The sequence below is a fragment of the Azospirillum melinis genome (assembly GCF_013340935.1).
Classification (GTDB): Bacteria; Pseudomonadota; Alphaproteobacteria; order Azospirillales; family Azospirillaceae; genus Azospirillum; species Azospirillum melinis.
Map to the genome: position 1 here is coordinate 22,542 of NZ_WHOS01000008.1, position 16,144 is coordinate 38,685.

Here is a 16,144-nt window from a genome sequence, read left to right on the forward strand (position 1 = left end):
TGATGTCTAAGGTGACGGACGTCGTTCTTCGGATGGCCCGCAAATTGACCGAGGATATCGCGGCGCTGGCCCGCCTGCGTGCCGCCGGCAAGCCGAAGACCTTTCCGCGCTTCCGCGAAATCCGGGCGGCCTATCTCGACATCCAGGGCCTGATCTTCTCGATCCAGGAAAGGCTGGAGGCCGCCGGCAGGGAGCTGCCGTCGAATTTCCCGCAATGGGTGCTGCGGCAGAAGCTGAGCGCCATCGCCATCTTCACCGACATCAGCCATTCCTTCGTCAGCGACCCGCCGCTGGCGCTGACCGCCTCGCTGGGCGCCTTCGACGTGCTGGTCGCGGAGCAGAAGGCCTTCAACGAGACCCTGCACACCTTCGACACCATGCTGATGGAAGCCGGCATCGACGACAGGATGGCCGACGAGCTGGACGCCACCCGCAGCAAGATCGAACAGATCCTCGGCATGATCGAAAAGCTTCTGCTGACCAGCCCGAAGATCCTAGAGGAGTTCTGATGCCGGAACCGGCAGCCGATCCCAAGGCAGATCCCAAAGCGGATCCCATTGCGGACAGCCCGTCGGCCTCCGGTCCGAACCCGAAAACCCATCGTTTCCTGTGCAATCTCCACGTGCCGGTGGCCGTCCCCCTGCTGGCCCTGATTGTCGGCACCGGCCTGTCCCTGCTGGCGATGTTCCAGTCCGAACGCCTGCTGGCCAGCGAGGAGGCGCACCGCTTCTCCGCGCGGGTCGAGGAAATCCACGGCCAGCTTGCCGACCGCATCAAGGTGTACGAGCAGGTGGCGCGCAGCGCCGCCTCGCTGGCGATGACCTTCCCCGACCTGCACTGGACGCAGTGGAGCCGCTTCGTCGAGGCGCTCGACATGCCGCAGCGCTATCCCGGCATCATCTCAATCGCCTATGCCCGCGCCGTCGCGGCCGAGCGGTCGGGTGATCTGGTGGCGTCGATGCGGGCCTCCGGCCTGACGGGGTTCCGCATCTGGCCGGAGCATGCCGGGGCGGACCGGGTGGTCAACATCTTCACCGCCCCGGTCAACGAGGGCAATGTGCGGGCCATCGGCTTCGACCTGATGTCGGAGGCGGTCCGTCGCTCGGCCGTCGAACGGGCGCGCGACAGCGGCGAGCCGGCCGCCACCCGCGCGATCACGCTGAAGATCGACGAGGCGGCGGGGGCCAGGCCCGCCTTCATCCTGTTTCAGGCGACCTACCGCGGCGACCCCCTGCCGCCGTCGCTGGAGGCGCGCCGCGCCTCCTTCACCGGCGTGGTGCTGACCCCGGTCCGGATCGGCCCGCTGGTGGACGGGCTGATCGACGGCCGGCGGGCCGACACCGGTCTCGAAATCTACGACGTGGCGCCGGCGGAGGCCGAGTTTCCGCTCTACCGCAGCCACCGCCCGCTGGAGAGCAAGCCCACCCTCAGCCTGGACCGCGAGCTGCCGGTCGGCGGGCGCGTCTGGACCGTCCGCTACGACAGCCTTCCCGACGGCGTGATCACCGCCCATGACTGGGTGCCCGGCGCCCTGCTGGCGGTCGGCATGGCGCTCAGCATCGCGCTGTCGCTGGTCCTGCGCATGGCGCTGGTGACCCATTCCCGCGCGGTCGAGCTGGCCGGCGAGATGACCGCCTCGCTGCGCCTGCAGGAGGCGGAGCGGCAGCAGCTGTTCACCCAGGCGCCGCTGGGCATCGCGCTGGTCGGCACCGACGGGCTGGTGATGGACTGCAACCCGGCCTTCGCCAGTGCCGCCGGCCTGCCGCGCCAGGGGCTGCTCGGCACCGACGCCCGGCTGCGCTTCGGCGACCAGGCCTCGGTTTTCGCGCTGGAGGCGGCGCTGCATGGCGAGAGCGGCAAGCTCGAATCCGACCAGCCCCTGCTGATGGGCGGCCGGCGCAGCCATTTCAGCCTGCATTTCCAGCCGGTCACCGCCGGGGGCGCGCTGAAATTCGTGCTCGCCTTCGCCGAGGACATCGGCGAGAAGCGCCGGGCCGAGCAGCACATCCAGTATCTCGCCCATTTCGATGCGCTGACCGGCCTGCCCAACCGCGTCCTGCTGTACGACCGCATCGCCCAGGCCCTGCGCGAGGGGCGGCGCGACGGCACCAGGGTGGCGGTTCTGTTCATCGACCTCGACCGCTTCAAGGTGATCAACGACAGCCTTGGCCACAGCTTCGGCGACGAGGTTCTGCGCTCGGTCGCGCGCCGGCTCCAGGCGGGCCTGCGCGAATCCGACACGGTCGGCCGGCTGGGCGGCGACGAGTTCCTGATCGTCGTCCGCCGGGTGGCGGAGCCGGGCGACGCCGCCCGCGTGGCGGAGAAGGTGGTGGCGCATCTGGCCAGCCCGTTTGCCGTCGGCGGCCAGAATTTCGTGGTGACACCCAGCATCGGCATCAGCCTGTACCCGGACGATGCCGACGATCCCGAAGGGCTGATCCGCTGCGCCGACATCGCCATGTACCATGCCAAGGAGCAGGGGCGGAACGGCTTCCGCTTCGTCACCAAGGAGATGGGCGCCAAGTCGCGCGAGCGCATGGATCTGGAGGGCGCGCTGCGTCAGGCGATCCGCGAGGGCGAGCTTTTCCTGGTCTACCAGCCCCAGGTCGACACCCTGACCGGCCGCATGGTCGGTCTGGAGGCGCTGGTCCGCTGGCGCCATCCCGAGGAGGGTCTGATCCTGCCCGGCCGTTTCCTGCCGGTGGCGGAGGAGACCGGGCTGGTGCTGGCGATGGGCGACTGGGTGCTGTTCGAGGCCTGCGCCCAGATCCGGCGCTGGCGCACGCGCTTCGACCTGTCGATTCCGGTGGCGGTCAACGTCTCCGGCGTCCAGTTCCGCGACGGGCAGCTGCCGGCCAAGGTCGCCCGCGCGCTCGACGCCAACGGCCTCCGCGGCTGCGAGCTGGAGATCGAGGTGACGGAGAGCACGCTGATCGACGACGTCGAATCGGCGGCGGCCACCCTGGCGGCGCTGAAACAGCGTGGCGTGCTGATCGCGCTGGACGATTTCGGCACCGGCTATTCCAGCCTCAGCTACCTGCACCGTCTGCCCATCGACAAGCTGAAGATCGACCGTTCCTTCATCCACGATCTGTCGACCGGCGCCAGCGACGCGTCGGTCCCGCGCGCCATCGTCGGTCTCGGCCGCAGCCTGGGCCTGTCGGTGATCGCCGAGGGGGTGGAGACGCAGGAGCAGTTGCAGCTTCTGCGCGATCTGGCCTGCGAAAGCTACCAGGGCTTCCTGTTCAGCCGCCCCATCCCGGTCGAGGAGGTGGAGCGGCTGCTGGAGACGCTGACGGCGGTGCAGCCGCCCGTGCAGCCCCCCGTGCAGACGGTGTCGGCGGAGTGATTGGGACTGCGGTGGTTGCAGCGTCGTGCGCCCAATGCGGAATGCGCGACGCTGCAACCTTTCGTTCGGTTATAAAAGTCAAGTCTCACACAGATGCCGATCATACGCGATGCGGTCTGATGATCCGAGCATCAGAGCGATGACACGTGCCGGCGTTTTGTGGTGGCTTCCGGGTGTACCGGTTTGTTTCATCCATGGCGCCTGTGGATTCTGAAATATATCGGAAATACTATCAAGTTTGTTTCCAGGAAAGCCATGGAAACAATAAAACTACATTCCTTTGGCTGTTTTGAAGCCAAGCTCCGCACCGATAGCTCGGAGTTTCTTCGCCAAGCTCTTGAAATTAGCTTGCTTCCCTGAACATTTGACACATTGTGGCATGATCTTAAATTCTCGATCTGCAATTCCTGCAAAAAGAAGTAACCGTATTACATATGGCGTGTTAAATTCGCGAGGTGGTAAATGGTCCGCTGTATATCGAGTGTTTGCTGATGTCGTTGATTTTGATCCACAGATATGACAATGGAGAGTCTCTCCAATCCATTTTGCTCTGGCATGATCTGTTCGTTTCGATGAAGTGGGGACAGCGTGATTCGGATTATAATGTGGGCCTCCGGTCAAATAATCGCCATTTTTATTGTATTCTTTTTCAAAATCCTCTAATGATTTTGTTTTATTTAATTTTGCTACAACAGAAGATTGCTTTCTGCAGCAATCAACGCAGGAAGGCAGCAACTTCCATTTTGGGAGGCTGCTGAAGACATTATGTTTGCTCTCAAATTCCTTAAACACCTTTCTTTTCATATTAAGGCTATAGGGTGGAATATGGTCCGCCACCCAGCCCGCGGCTCCATCTGCGCCCATCTTCTTTCCACAAGTCCAGCAACCATGTTTTTGGCCTGCCGACTGTAGCTTTTTGCCTACAAGAGACGTTGCGGTAACTGGCCTCAAAGATAATTTTGGAGAATCTGAAAGTTTTCCTAAGGGAACGCCTTTGGTATGATACGCCATAGACTTCATATCTTTGTATATATCCAATATTTTTTTCTTGTATTCCTCCTTCGTATCCTCATCAATCATTGGTTCTTGTTTGCTTGACCGGAGTTTTGCGAGTACTTCTTTCCGCAGCATGAATTGCTCTCCAACGGATAAACGCAATACACCGATAAAAATGGGTCTTCGTTAAAAATCAGCTAAGCTGGTGGGACTGTGTAGCGATTCGAGTACGGGATTACTGAGTATGTGCGGAGAATTGAATGCCTCGAAAAACCTTAGCGCTGCTGGCGCTGTCGTGATTCGCTTGCCCCGAAAGGTCGCTTGGGGGGGAGCATGGCCGGTCAAGAAGGGCTGTTCTGTCTTCGGGATGGCTATGCAGAGTTGAGCAGGAGCGGCGATCCTTCGACAGCCGGGGGTGGGCGGACAGCGCCTACCGTTCGAAGGCCAATGAAAAGCTATCGCGGCGGCGGGCCGCCGCAGCATGGTTCATTTCCGAGAAGCCCAAGGGACGGCCGATGCCGGGGCGCGCACCAGCGCGCCAACCGCGCCCACTCGGCGGTATGGTCCGCCGTCGAGCATGTGTTCGCCGACCGGAAAGGAGCGCATGGCGCTGTTCATCCGCACCATTGGCCTTGGGCGCGCCACGGTGAAGATCGGTATCGCCAACCTCGCCTACAATTTCCGACGCCTGATCTGGCTCGGGTGGCGAACTGCGCCCGCTTAGCGCCCGAGGTGTTCAGCTGCGTTTGACCACGCTTTCCCAGTGACGATGAAGCGCTGCGACGTCGCCGCTGGTCAGGATCGGCATGGCGCTCCGCAACTGGTCGTCGGACCACTCCCACCACGCCATCTCAAGCAGCAACGCAACAAGATGGTCATCGAACCGTTTCCGGATCGTTCTGGCGGGGGAACCGCCCACAATCGCATAGGGCTCGACATCTCGCGTCACCAGCGACCTTGTGCCGATCACAGCGCCGTCGCCAATCGTGATGCCGGGCATGACGATGGCTTCCGACCCTATCCAGACGTCATTGCCGATCACCGTGTCGCCTGCGGGCTGGTAGCCGTTTTGCGCGCCGGCGAAGGCCGGCACGTCGGGCATCCAGAAGAAGGGAAAGGTGCTGATCCAGTCGCTCCGGTGGCCTTGGTTGCCCGCCATGATGAATGCTGCACCAGACCCGATAGAGCAGAAGCTGCCGATCACCAGCTTGTCGGCCCCTTCGTCCGGGAGAAGAAACCGGGCGCAGTCATCGAAGCTGTGGCCATGATAATGGCCTGAATAATAGCTGTATCGGCCATAAACGATGTTTGGGTTGGTGACCTGCTTTTCCAGAAGGATGCCCTTGAAGGGGTTCTCGAAAAAATTCTTCATCGGATCACTCTCTGCATCCGAGCCGCCAGATAGGCGGTTTCCTGCCTGCGTGGGCGCGCAGACAACCGATGCGAGCCGCCATTCAGGGGGCTCACGCTAACGCTCTTCGCGTCAGGTGCGCGAGAGCGCGATGCAGGTGGTACTTGGTGCGGCCTTCATGGCGAGGATATTTACAGCGGAGCACTCGGATCGCAAGAGCGAGAGGGCAGGACTTCCGCTGTGCCGATGAAGCAACCCCCATCTCCATTTTCAAAGAACGCCACCGTAAAGGAAAATTTTCCTGTAACCTCTCCCGCGAGCCCCTTCGCTTGTGGAGTCCCACCATGCCCCTCGATCCCCGCAGCTTCACCACCGACAATTTCCCCCGCTGGGCCGAAGAGCCGCCGACCCCGTCCGAAGGTGCGCTGGTTCCCGGATCGCAGTTCCACGAGGAACAATGGATCATGGCCGCCGGCATGCTGGCGCGCGGCAACAGCTTCCTCCAGGTCTCGCGCGCCATGGGGTGCAGCCGGACCACGCTGCGGCGGGCCTATTACGGCTCCAAGGATTTTCGTCACAGGGTGTGGTGGGAGCGGCAGGCGCTGAACCGCGAGGCCGAGCTGCGCCTGTCCTCCCTGCGCATCCTCGTGGCCGAGCAGATCGAGCGGCTGGTCACGTCGGGCGATCCCGCCACCGTGCGCTGGCTGGCCGAGCGGCTCGGCCTGTTCGCCGGCCTCGACCTGCCCGCGGCCAAGCGGCAAGACTCCAAGCCCGATCAGCCGCCCGCCCCGAGACCGGCCCCGAAGCCTGAAGACCCGCCCGCCGTCATCGTCCCCGAACTGGATGACGACGCCATCCCCGGCGCCCTGCGCGAGCGCTGCCCGCCCAGCCCGGAGCTGGTCGCCGCCGTGCTGGCCCAGCCGGAGGCGACGGGGCCGAAAGGCGTCTTCCCCTACACGCTCAACCAGTATGAGGAGTACCCCAACCTCAACCCGGGCCCGGTCAGCCGCCGTGCCGCCGGTGCCTTCGCCGGCCGGCGGTAGATGGCCGGCGGTAGATGGAACGTCCGGCGGAAACTGTTCCACGCCGTTCCATCCGTCCCTCCGGGCGCAGAGCCGGAGCCGTCAGAAGCGCAGCCCGCCGCCGACCTCCGCCGCACTCCCCAGAAGACCCATCGTCGCCAGCGCCATCACCTGCGCCGACTGCACCATGTCGTCGATGCCGACCCATTCGTCGGGCTGGTGGGCGAGGTCGAGGATGCCGGGGCCGTAGGCGATGCAGTCCTTCAACTGGCCGACGCGGACCACATGCTTCTGGTCGTAGGTGCCGGGGGACACCACATGCTGCGCCGGGCGGCCCAGCACCGTCTCGATGGCGGCGGCCACCGCCCGCACCACGGGGGCGTCGGCGTCGGTCATCGTCGGCAGGAAGGCCAGCACCTCGCGCAGCTCATAGTCGAAGCCGGGGCGGCTGCGGCGCAGATCCTCCAGGATGGCGACGATCTCGCCGCGCACCGCCTCGGGGTCCTCCTCGATCAGGTAGCGGCGGTCGATCACCATGCGGCAGCGGTCGGGCACCATCGGGCTGGGCAGCCCGTCATGGTCCTCGCGCTGGCCGCCATGGAGGGCGTTGATGTTGATGGTCGATTGGCGCGCCCCCTCCGGCACCACCGGCATGTCGGTGCGCTTGGCGGCGAGGCGCGGGATCAGTTCCGTCTCGATCCGGTGCAGCACGGCCCCCATGTGGCGCACCGCGCAGTTGCCGAGGAAGGGCATCGAGCCGTGGGCGACGCGGCCCTTGGTCTCGATCTCCGCCCACCAGACGCCGCGGTGGCCGATGCAGACGCGGTCGACGTTCAACGGCTCCGGAATGATGACGTGGTCGACCCTGGGCCGGGAGAAATAGCCGAGTTTCGCCAGATGTCCGACCCCGCCATAGCCGCCGGACTCCTCGTCCACCGTGCCGGAGATCTCCAGGGCGCCCGCCGTCAGCAGCCCTTCCTCCAGCAGCGACTCCACCGCGATGATCGAGGCGGCGATGCCGCCCTTCATGTCGCAGGCGCCGCGGCCATAGACCCGGCCGTCCTTCACCACCCCGCCGAAGGGATCGACGGTCCAGCCCTGGCCGGCCGGCACCACGTCGATGTGGCCGTTGAAATGGACGCAAGCTCCCGGACGCGGCGCCTCGATGCGGGCGACGATGTTGGTGCGCGGATAGCGGTCGCTGTCTCCCGCCGCCCCCTCCGCCCGCACATACTCCACCGCGAACCCGCGCGCCGCCAGCCGCCGGCCGATCAGTTCGGCGCAGTCGGTGTAGACGTCGCCCGGCGGGTTGACGGTGGGGATGCGGATCAGATCCTGGGTCAGCGCGACCAGATCGTCGCGCCGCGATTCGATCCGGCGGAACAGCAGCTTGGTTGCGGCGTCGGTGTCGGAACGCATGGCCTCTCCCGCGGCAAGGACGCCGTCAGTGTCGCCGCATCCCGATGGTCCGTCCACCCCGCCTTTCGGGAAGCGGCCCTGTTGATGGTCTGGTGCAGCGCACTTTCCCGGATCGTCCGGGGCCGCTACAGTCGCGGCGCCCTTCAGCGGAGAAGTTTCCCATGACCGTCACGCATCCCATCGGGCTGAGCGCCCCGACCCTGGCCGACCCGGTGATCGCCGAGGCCGCGGCCCGCTTTGTCGACGCCCGCCGCAGCGCGACCGGCCTTGCCGATTTCCCCGGCCCGCTGCCGGCCGACCTCGCCACCGCCTACGCCATCCAGGCGACGGCGACCGCCGCCTGGCCCGACGAGGTCGCCGGCTGGAAGGTGGCGCGGGTGCCGCCGGCCCTGGAGGAGACGCTGGGCGCCATGCGCTACATCGGCCCGATCTTCGCCGGGACCGTGGTGACGGGTGCTGGCGGCCCCCTGACTTTCCCGGTCATCCCCGGCGGCTTCGGCGCGGTCGAGGCGGAATTCGCGGTGCGCATCGCCGCCGATGCCCCCGCCGACAAGCTGGATTACAGCCCGGCGGAGGCCGCGGCCTTCATCGCCGCCGTCCATGCCGCCATCGAGGTGGCGGGCGGTCCGCTGGCTCCGGTCAACACGCTGGGGCCCACCGCCTCCACCGCCGTCTTCGGCAACAACAACGGCCTGATCGTCGGCGAGGAGATCGTCGGCGGCGTCGAGGGCAGCGACGCCCTGCGCGCCGAGGTGCTGATCGACGGGCAGAGCGTCGGCGTCGGCAGCAGCGCCAAGCTGCCGGGCGGGATCGCCGCCGCGGTCGCGGTTGCGCTGAGCGTCGCGGTCCGGCTGGGCCGTCCTCTGAAGGCCGGGCAGTGGATCTCCACCGGTGCCCTGACCGGCGTGCATGCCATCGCCATCGGCCAGCAGGCGCGCATTGCCTTCACCGGTCTGGAGCCGATGTCCGGCACCGCCGTCGCCGCCGGGGCAGTGGGCGCCTGACGGTTCATTCCCTTCACCATCAGCACCGCGGCTGGTGCAATCCAGGGTATGGCGCCGGTCATGGCCCGACACGGCCTTGACGGAAGCCAAATGGCGGCGGGGATGCTTGAATGGCCTCCCCCCTCCAGTCCCCGGATTTTTCCCCTTGTCCCAGCCCAGCCTGTCCTCCGAAGCGACCGCGCCCGACATTTCCGGGACGCGCCTGCTGCCGCCCGTCCAGATGCTGGCCGGGCTGGGGCTTGCCGTGGCCGGGGTGGTCGCCTTCTCGCTGCGGCCGGTCATCATCAAGCTGGCCTACCGCTACAATGTCGATCCGGTCACCCTGATCATGCTGCGCATGGTCTTCGCGCTGCCCTTCTTCCTGGGCATGGCGCTTTGGGCAGGAGCCAGCAAGGGAGAGCGCGCCCCGATTGCCGGACGCGACCTCGCCCTGACGGTGGCGCTGGGCGTCACCGGCTATTACGCCGCCAGCTTCTGCGATTTCCTGGGCTTGCGCTATGTCACGGCCGGGATGGGGCGGCTGCTGCTGTTCCTCTACCCGACCATCGTCGTGCTGCTGTCGGCCCTGTTCCTCGGCAAGCGGATCGGCCTGCGCGAGGTGGTGGCTCTGGTCGTCTCCTATGCCGGCGTCGCCCTGGTGGTCTGGTCGGAGATCGGGACCGGCCATCCCGACTTCGCGACCGGGGCGGCGCTGGTCTTCATGGGTGCCTTCCTCTATTCGATCTATCTGGTCGGCAGCAGCCGCGTGGTCCAGCGGATCGGCTCCATGCGCTTCACCGCCTATGCGATGACGGCGGCCTGCCTGTGCTGCATCCTGCAATTCCTGGTGCTGCGGCCCCTGTCGGCGCTGGACCTGCCGCTGCCGGTCTATGGGCTGTCGGCGGTGATGGCGGTGGTCTGCACCGTGCTGCCGGTGCTGATGACGGCGGAGGCGCTGCGGCGGGTCGGCCCCAATCTGGTGGCCTTGAGCGGCGCCATCGGCCCGGTCTCCGCCGCGGTCTTCGGCTATCTGGTGCTGGCGGAACCGATGGGCTGGCTTCAGCTGGCCGGCGCCGCTCTGACCGTCGCCGGCGTCATGATCATCAGCCTGTGGAAGACGGCCTGAGTTTTTTGCGGGGAATAATCCTACGCCGTCCGTCGTCTCTTCTTCCAACAGAATGAAAAGGATATCCGAGATGACGAACTATGCGACCACATCGGCGGGATACGGCGCCGCCACCACCGGGCAGGACGCGCTGCTGCTGGCGGCCCGCGTGCTGCTGGGCGCCATCTTCGTGCAGAGCGGTTTCGGCAAGCTGATGGCGCTCGGCGGCTTCATTGCCGGAATGGAGAGCCAGGGCGTGCCGATGGCCGCCATCGTCGCCCCCATCGGCGCGCTGGTGGAGGCGTTCGGCGGGCTGGCCATCGTGCTGGGGGCCTGGACCCGGCTGGCGGCTCTGCTGGTCGCGGTCTTCACCGTCGCCGCGACGCTGATCGCCCACCGCTATTGGGAAGCGGCGCCCGACGCCGCGAAGATGCAGCAGATCCAGTTCATGAAGAACCTCGCCATCATCGGCGGCTTCCTCTCGCTGGTTGCCTCCGGCGGCGGGCGCTTCAGCGTCGACGGCTGGCTCAGCCGCCGCTGACCTCAGGAATCGTACGCCATCAGCGAGACGCTGGGCACGTCGATCCGGTCGCGGCCGTTCAGGAAGGTCAGCTCCACCAGGAAGGCGGCGGCGCGGACGTCGGCGCCGACCTGGCGCAGCAGGCTGATGGCGGCGGCCATGGTGCCGCCGGTCGCCAGCAAATCGTCCAGCACCACCACGCGCTGGCCGGGCTTCACCGCGTCGGCCTGCACCTCGATGGTGTCGGTGCCGTATTCGAGGTCATAGGAATGGGCGATCTTGTCGCCCGGCAGCTTGCCGTGCTTGCGCACCATGATGAACCCGATGCCCAGCGTCAGCGCCAGCGGGGCGGCGACCAGGAAGCCGCGCGACTCGATCCCGACCAGCAGGTCCGGCTTGTGCGGGCGCACCGCCTCGGCCAGCGCGTCGATGGCGGCCTTCCAGGCGGCTCCGTTCGCCAGCAGCGGCGAGACGTCGTAGAACAGGATGCCGGGCTTCGGGAAATCCGGGATGTCGCGGATATGGTCTTTGAAGTTCATCGGAGGTCTTGTCCGTAAAGAATCGTAAGCCGGCATGCATGGCCCGGTCCGCCTTCCGGCACTCTAGCGGCTGGCCACCCCGGCGCAAAGCCGCGATTGGACGCAGACACGGTGTCGCCATGCCCCGGCCATGCCCCGGATGAGCCGGATTTGCCGGATGGGGTTGACCATCCGGCGATGCTCCGCCACGTTCCAGGCGTGCCGGCCAAACGTACCGGTCGATGTGCGGATGCGTGCGGCGGAGCCTGTGGCAGCGACTTTAGCGAAGGACGGAGCGGCGAAGGATGGGGCCCGGATCGAAGCCGGGAACGATCCGGGCTTGGCCGACGGCGGGTGGCGGATCGCCGCTGCCGGGCGCTGGACCCTGGAATGGGCGACGGCGGCGTCGGATGCGCTGGACCGTGCACCCAAGCCGCCGGGCGCTGCCGCGGTGCGGCTCGATCTGGCGCAGGTGGAGGCGCTCGACACCGTCGGCGCCTATCTGCTGAACCGCCTGGCCGAACGGCTCGGGGCCGACGGGCATGCCGTGTCGGTTGCCGGTCTGCGGCCGGAACATTCCGCCCTGTTCGATGCCGTGCGCGATGCCGGCAAGGCGCCGCCGCACCCGATCGAACGCGAACACCATCCGATCCTCGACATGGTGGTGCGCACCGGCCAGACGACGGTGAACGCCGCCAAGGAAATCCTCGACCTCGTCGGCTTCCTCGGCCTCGTCACCGTCACCTTCGCCCGGCTGATCCTGCGCCCGTCGCGCCTGCGGCTGACCTCCGTCCTGTTCCACATCGAGCAGACCGGGCTGAATGCCCTGCCGATCCTGGGGCTGCTGTCCTTCCTGATCGGCGTGGTGCTGGCCTTCCAAGGGGCGGACCAACTGAAGCGCTTCGGGGCGGAGCTGTATGTGGTGAATCTGCTGGGCATCTCCGTCCTGCGCGAGATCGGCATCCTGATGACGGCGATCATCGTCGCCGGCCGCTCCGGCTCGGCCTTCACCGCGCAGATCGGCACCATGAAGGTGAACCAGGAGGTCGACGCCATCGGCACCATGGGCCTCGACCCGGTGGAGCTGCTGGTGGTGCCGCGGGCTCTGGCGCTGATGATCACCCTGCCGCTGCTGGCCTTCTACGCCGACGTGATGGGGCTGTTCGGCGGCGCCGTGATGGCCTACGCCACGCTGGACATCACCTTCGGGCAGTTCATCCGCCAGCTTCACAGCGCCGTCGGCATCAACACGGTGATCGCCGGCCTGATCAAGGCGCCGGTCTTCGCCCTGGTGATCGCCATGGTCGGCTGCTACGAGGGGCTGAAGGTCTCCGGCAGTGCGGAGAGCGTCGGCATCATGACCACCAAGGCGGTGGTGGAGGGCATCTTCCTGGTTATCGTCATCGATGCGGTGTTCTCCGTCCTCTTCTCCATGCTGGGGGTGTGATGGCAGGATCCCCCGTCATCCGCGTGCGCGGACTGGTCACCCGCTTCGGCCCGCAGACCGTCCATGACGGCCTCGACCTCGATGTCGAGCGGGGGGAGGTGCTGGGCGTCGTCGGCGGTTCCGGCACCGGCAAGTCGGTGCTGCTGAAGGAAATCCTCGGCCTGATCGACCCAGCCGCCGGCCGGATCGAGCTGCTGGGCCACGACACCGCCGAACTGGACCGGGCGGAGCGCACGGCGTTGCAGGCCCGCACCGGCGTGCTGTTCCAGAATGGCGCCCTGTTCAGTTCGATGACGGTGGCGGAGAATGTGATGCTGCCGCTGAAGGAACACACCGACTTGGCCCCCGCGCTGGTCGCCGAGGTGGCGCGGGTGAAGATCGCCATGGCCGGGCTGCCGCCCGACGCCGGCACCAAGCATCCGGCTCAGCTGTCGGGCGGCATGATCAAGCGCGCCGGCCTCGCCCGCGCTCTGGCGCTCGACCCCGACATCCTGTTCCTGGACGAGCCGACCGCCGGCCTCGACCCCATCGGTGCCGCCGCCTTCGACACGCTGATCCAGGGTTTGCAGCGCAGCCTGGGGCTGACCGTCTTCATGGTCACCCACGATCTGGACAGCCTGACCTCCATCTGCGACCGCATTGCCGTGCTGGTCGACAAGAAGATCCGGGTGGGCACCCTGGCCCAGCATCTGGCCGATCCCCACCCGTGGATCCACGACTATTTCCACGGACCGCGCGGCCGCGCGGCGCTCGACGCTAAAGAGCGCAACCAGGCTCGACGCCACGAAGAAGAAGACGCCAGGCGTCTTGCGAAAGGGTAGGGGCACGTCATGGAAACCCGCGCCAGCTACATTCTGGTCGGCAGCTTCGTGCTGGCTCTGGTCGCCGGCCTGCTGGTCTTCACCGCCTGGATCGCCAAGGTCCAGCTCGACGAGACGCGCGAGACCTACCGCATCTATTTCACCGGATCCGTCACCGGGTTGCAGCAGGGCAGCCCGGTGCGCTACCGCGGCGTGCCGGTGGGAACCGTGTCGGACATCCGGCTCGACCCCGACAACGTGACGCGGGTCCGGGTGACGATCATGGTGCAGAACGGCACGCCGATCATGTCCGATTCCATCGCCTCGCTGGAGGTGCAGGGCATCACCGGCGGCGCCTATGTCCAGATCTCCGGCGGGAATGCTGGGGGCAAGCGCCTGACCGCCACCGATGCCGACGGCGTGCTGACCATCCCGTCGCGGCCCAGCTCGCTGACCGCGGTGGTCGACAGCGCGCCGCAGCTGGTCAACCGCTCGCTGGAGGTCATCACCAAGCTGGGCGAGATGCTGAACGGCGAGAACCAGAAGGCCATCGGCGACATCCTGGCCAACGCCCGCACCATCAGCGCCGAGCTTGCCCGCGCCAGCGCCGGCCTGGAGGAAACCATGACCCAGGCGCGCCAGACCCTGCACGGCTTCGAGACGGTCGGGCCGCAGCTGGACCGCACGCTGGCCCAGGCGCATGACACGCTGGCGACGGTCGACGGCACCGCCAAGCAGCTGGGCGGCGAGACGCGCGAGCTGCTGCGCTCGCTGAAGCGCACGTCGGACACGCTGAATTCGCTGGTCGCCGAAAACCGCGAGCCGGTGCGCGACTTTACCGCCACGGGGCTGTATGAGTTGACGCTGCTGATCACCCAGTTGCGCGATCTGTCCGGACAGCTGTCGCGGGTGGTCACCCGGATCGAGAACGACCCGTCGAACTTCCTCTTCGGCGGGACGCGGCAGGGCGTGGAGGTGCGTGGGAAATGAGGCGGGTGACGATGGTGCGGAGCGGGTTTGCAGGGGCTGTCCTGCGCGGGATGTGCGGGGCGGCCCTGCTGCTGGGGCTGGCCGCCTGTTCGACGCTGAATCCGACGGCGCCGCATCTCTACACCCTGACCCCGCGGGCCAGCGTCGCCGCCGGCCCGAAGGCCGACTGGCAGTTGCTGGTGGAGACGCCGGCGGCGGCGGCGGGGATCGACACGCCGCGCATCGCGCTGGCCCGCACGCCGACCTCGCTCGACTATTTCGCCGACGTCTCCTGGGCCGACCGGGCGCCGAACATGGTGCAGGGGCTGATCGTCCAGACCTTCGAGGACAGCGGCCGCATCGTCTCGGTCGGGCGCGACACGGTGGGGTTGCGCTCCGACTATGTGCTGAAGTCGGAACTGCGCGATTTCCAGGCGGAATACGCCACACCGGGGGCGGCCATGCCGGATCGGGTGCATGTGCGGCTGTCGGCCAAGCTGGTCGCTATGCCGCGCCGGACCATCGAGGCCGGCGAGACTTTCGAGGCGTCGGCCCCGGTGCGCGGCCGCTCCTTCACCGATGTGATCGCCGCCTTCGACCAGGCGCTGGGGCAGGTCACCGGCGAACTGGTCGGCTGGTCGCTGTCGCAGCGCTTCCGCCCTTCCGGCAGCTGATGGCCGGGAAGCGCAGGCGGGGCTGCAACCACAGGTGCGATGTCCGAAAAGACCTTGCCACGCCCGCATAGCCGCGTACGTAATAGGGATGTTCGCGCAGCGCAGGATCGGGCGATGACGGATTTGTCGGACGTGTCCCGGGAAGAGTTGGAGGCGATGGCCGAGGCGGGACGCGAAGTGCGCCTGTGCCAGCGTGTTCTCGCCAAGACCGGCGACACGGTGGTGGGCGAGCTTCTACGCGGTCACGGCACGCTGTACGAGTGGAAGCATTATCCGCCGGGCGACGTCTACGACGCCGAGTTCCATGCCCAGTATTATTACCACTGCCATCCCGAAGGCGAGCGGCCGCATGGCGAGCATGGCCATTTCCACACCTTCCTGCGCCCGCACGGCATGCCGCCGGGCCTGCGGCCGGCGCCGTTGGCCGATTTCGTGGCGCCTGACAACGACAACGACGCGCTGTCCCACCTGATCGGCATCGCCATGGACGTCGCCGGCCAGCCGGTTCGGCTGTTCACCACCAACCGCTGGGTGACGGGCGAGACCTGGTACAAGGCGGACGACGTGATCGCCATGCTCGACGCCTTCGAGATCGATCACGCCAGGCCGTCCTGGCCGGCCAACCGCTGGATCACGGCGATGATGCGGCTGTTCCGCCCGACCGTCGTCGCCCTGCTGCGCGAACGCGACACCGCCATCCGGCATTGGGTCGACAGCCATCCCGATGCCTATGTCTATGAGGACCGCGGGCTGGAGGTCGCCTCGCAGCGCCACATCTCGGTGGAGCAGCAGATCGCCGAGGTGGCCCTGCAGCTGCGCGGGACGCGCCGCCGCGGCTCCATCCTGCCGGAACCGCCCAGCTTCGTCGAAATCCCGTGATCGGCGACCCGGCGGATGGACTTATGACCGCAGAGCGTTAAGGAAGGTTCAACCGTTTCGGAAGATCCTGAACGTGTGGACAAGTCTCCGCCCACACCCGCGCGGGTTTTGC

General features: G+C 66.7%; 15 protein-coding genes. 11 read left to right on the forward strand and 4 right to left on the reverse strand.

What is annotated here, in order from left to right; translation table 11 throughout:
* The first annotated feature begins 2 nt into the window (after positions 1 to 2).
* Both GBZ48_RS08310 and GBZ48_RS08315 read left to right on the forward strand, forming a co-directional pair.
* On the forward strand, positions 3 to 509 hold the full coding sequence (locus tag GBZ48_RS08310) for a hypothetical protein (protein ID WP_174470606.1): 507 nt from the start codon (positions 3 to 5) through the stop codon (positions 507 to 509).
* Positions 509 to 3,349 (forward strand): bifunctional diguanylate cyclase/phosphodiesterase, encoded by a 2,841-nt coding sequence (locus GBZ48_RS08315; RefSeq protein ID WP_174470607.1) that lies wholly within the window; start codon positions 509 to 511, stop codon positions 3,347 to 3,349. The genes GBZ48_RS08310 and GBZ48_RS08315 overlap by 1 nt, the downstream gene beginning before the upstream one ends.
* 270 nt (positions 3,350 to 3,619) lie before the next feature.
* Here GBZ48_RS08315 and GBZ48_RS08320 read toward each other — a convergent pair whose 3' ends face one another.
* Both GBZ48_RS08320 and catB read right to left on the reverse strand, forming a co-directional pair.
* On the reverse strand, positions 3,620 to 4,480 hold the full coding sequence (locus tag GBZ48_RS08320) for a hypothetical protein (protein ID WP_174470608.1): 861 nt from the start codon (positions 4,478 to 4,480) through the stop codon (positions 3,620 to 3,622).
* Positions 4,481 to 5,081: 601 nt separating this feature from the next.
* A complete protein-coding gene (gene catB / locus GBZ48_RS08325; RefSeq protein WP_174470609.1) occupies positions 5,082 to 5,717 on the reverse strand; it encodes a type B chloramphenicol O-acetyltransferase in 636 nt (211 codons plus the stop codon).
* Positions 5,718 to 6,040: 323 nt separating this feature from the next.
* Between catB and GBZ48_RS08330 the strand changes: the two genes are divergently transcribed.
* Complete coding sequence (locus GBZ48_RS08330; protein WP_174470610.1) at positions 6,041 to 6,739, forward strand: hypothetical protein; 699 nt, start codon at positions 6,041 to 6,043, stop codon at positions 6,737 to 6,739.
* 81 nt (positions 6,740 to 6,820) lie between these two features.
* Here GBZ48_RS08330 and GBZ48_RS08335 read toward each other — a convergent pair whose 3' ends face one another.
* Entirely contained in the window at positions 6,821 to 8,137 is a 1,317-nt protein-coding gene (locus GBZ48_RS08335; protein ID WP_174470611.1) for an acetylornithine deacetylase/succinyl-diaminopimelate desuccinylase family protein, read from the reverse strand.
* A gap of 161 nt (positions 8,138 to 8,298) precedes the next feature.
* Here GBZ48_RS08335 and GBZ48_RS08340 point away from each other — a divergent pair, with 161 nt between their 5' ends.
* The 3 genes from GBZ48_RS08340 (at position 8,299) to GBZ48_RS08350 (ending at position 10,766) form a co-directional block, all read left to right on the forward strand.
* Positions 8,299 to 9,141: a 2-keto-4-pentenoate hydratase gene (locus tag GBZ48_RS08340; RefSeq protein ID WP_174470612.1), complete on the forward strand. Its 843-nt coding sequence runs from the start codon at positions 8,299 to 8,301 to the stop codon at positions 9,139 to 9,141.
* Between the two features lie 145 nt (positions 9,142 to 9,286).
* Positions 9,287 to 10,246, forward strand: a complete 960-nt coding sequence (locus GBZ48_RS08345) for a DMT family transporter (RefSeq protein ID WP_246307072.1) — start codon at positions 9,287 to 9,289, stop codon at positions 10,244 to 10,246.
* A 70-nt stretch (positions 10,247 to 10,316) separates the two neighbouring features.
* Positions 10,317 to 10,766: a DoxX family protein gene (locus GBZ48_RS08350; protein ID WP_174470614.1), complete on the forward strand. Its 450-nt coding sequence runs from the start codon at positions 10,317 to 10,319 to the stop codon at positions 10,764 to 10,766.
* Between the two features lie 2 nt (positions 10,767 to 10,768).
* Here GBZ48_RS08350 and GBZ48_RS08355 read toward each other — a convergent pair whose 3' ends face one another.
* Positions 10,769 to 11,284, reverse strand: a complete 516-nt coding sequence (locus GBZ48_RS08355; protein WP_174470615.1) for an adenine phosphoribosyltransferase — start codon at positions 11,282 to 11,284, stop codon at positions 10,769 to 10,771.
* Between the two features lie 319 nt (positions 11,285 to 11,603).
* Between GBZ48_RS08355 and GBZ48_RS08360 the strand changes: the two genes are divergently transcribed.
* The 5 genes from GBZ48_RS08360 (at position 11,604) to GBZ48_RS08380 (ending at position 16,032) form a co-directional block, all read left to right on the forward strand.
* Positions 11,604 to 12,710, forward strand: a complete 1,107-nt coding sequence (locus GBZ48_RS08360) for an ABC transporter permease (RefSeq protein WP_246307073.1) — start codon at positions 11,604 to 11,606, stop codon at positions 12,708 to 12,710.
* Complete coding sequence (locus tag GBZ48_RS08365) at positions 12,710 to 13,531, forward strand: ABC transporter ATP-binding protein (protein ID WP_174470616.1); 822 nt, start codon at positions 12,710 to 12,712, stop codon at positions 13,529 to 13,531. Before GBZ48_RS08360 ends, GBZ48_RS08365 begins: the two co-directional genes overlap by 1 nt.
* Before the next feature lie 9 nt (positions 13,532 to 13,540).
* Positions 13,541 to 14,500: an MlaD family protein gene (locus GBZ48_RS08370; protein WP_174470617.1), complete on the forward strand. Its 960-nt coding sequence runs from the start codon at positions 13,541 to 13,543 to the stop codon at positions 14,498 to 14,500.
* A gap of 11 nt (positions 14,501 to 14,511) precedes the next feature.
* Positions 14,512 to 15,153 (forward strand): ABC-type transport auxiliary lipoprotein family protein, encoded by a 642-nt coding sequence (locus GBZ48_RS08375; protein WP_174470713.1) that lies wholly within the window; start codon positions 14,512 to 14,514, stop codon positions 15,151 to 15,153.
* A gap of 114 nt (positions 15,154 to 15,267) precedes the next feature.
* Positions 15,268 to 16,032 carry a DUF6969 family protein gene (locus GBZ48_RS08380; RefSeq protein ID WP_174470618.1) on the forward strand — a complete coding sequence of 255 codons (765 nt, stop codon included), beginning with the start codon at positions 15,268 to 15,270 and terminating at the stop codon, positions 16,030 to 16,032.
* Positions 16,033 to 16,144: the final 112 nt, after the last annotated feature.

What these genes read in the sequence shown, in the direction of transcription:
- GBZ48_RS08310 (WP_174470606.1), top strand. Translation starts at nt 3, where the DNA reads ATGTCTAAGGTGACGGACGTCGTTCTTCGGATGGCCCGCAAATTGACC.
- GBZ48_RS08315 (WP_174470607.1), top strand. Translation starts at nt 509, where the DNA reads ATGCCGGAACCGGCAGCCGATCCCAAGGCAGATCCCAAAGCGGATCCC.
- GBZ48_RS08320 (WP_174470608.1), bottom strand. Translation starts at nt 4,480, where the DNA reads ATGCTGCGGAAAGAAGTACTCGCAAAACTCCGGTCAAGCAAACAAGAA.
- catB (WP_174470609.1), bottom strand. Translation starts at nt 5,717, where the DNA reads ATGAAGAATTTTTTCGAGAACCCCTTCAAGGGCATCCTTCTGGAAAAG.
- GBZ48_RS08330 (WP_174470610.1), top strand. Translation starts at nt 6,041, where the DNA reads ATGCCCCTCGATCCCCGCAGCTTCACCACCGACAATTTCCCCCGCTGG.
- GBZ48_RS08335 (WP_174470611.1), bottom strand. Translation starts at nt 8,137, where the DNA reads ATGCGTTCCGACACCGACGCCGCAACCAAGCTGCTGTTCCGCCGGATC.
- GBZ48_RS08340 (WP_174470612.1), top strand. Translation starts at nt 8,299, where the DNA reads ATGACCGTCACGCATCCCATCGGGCTGAGCGCCCCGACCCTGGCCGAC.
- GBZ48_RS08350 (WP_174470614.1), top strand. Translation starts at nt 10,317, where the DNA reads ATGACGAACTATGCGACCACATCGGCGGGATACGGCGCCGCCACCACC.
- GBZ48_RS08355 (WP_174470615.1), bottom strand. Translation starts at nt 11,284, where the DNA reads ATGAACTTCAAAGACCATATCCGCGACATCCCGGATTTCCCGAAGCCC.
- GBZ48_RS08365 (WP_174470616.1), top strand. Translation starts at nt 12,710, where the DNA reads ATGGCAGGATCCCCCGTCATCCGCGTGCGCGGACTGGTCACCCGCTTC.
- GBZ48_RS08370 (WP_174470617.1), top strand. Translation starts at nt 13,541, where the DNA reads ATGGAAACCCGCGCCAGCTACATTCTGGTCGGCAGCTTCGTGCTGGCT.
- GBZ48_RS08375 (WP_174470713.1), top strand. Translation starts at nt 14,512, where the DNA reads ATGGTGCGGAGCGGGTTTGCAGGGGCTGTCCTGCGCGGGATGTGCGGG.
- GBZ48_RS08380 (WP_174470618.1), top strand. Translation starts at nt 15,268, where the DNA reads ATGACGGATTTGTCGGACGTGTCCCGGGAAGAGTTGGAGGCGATGGCC.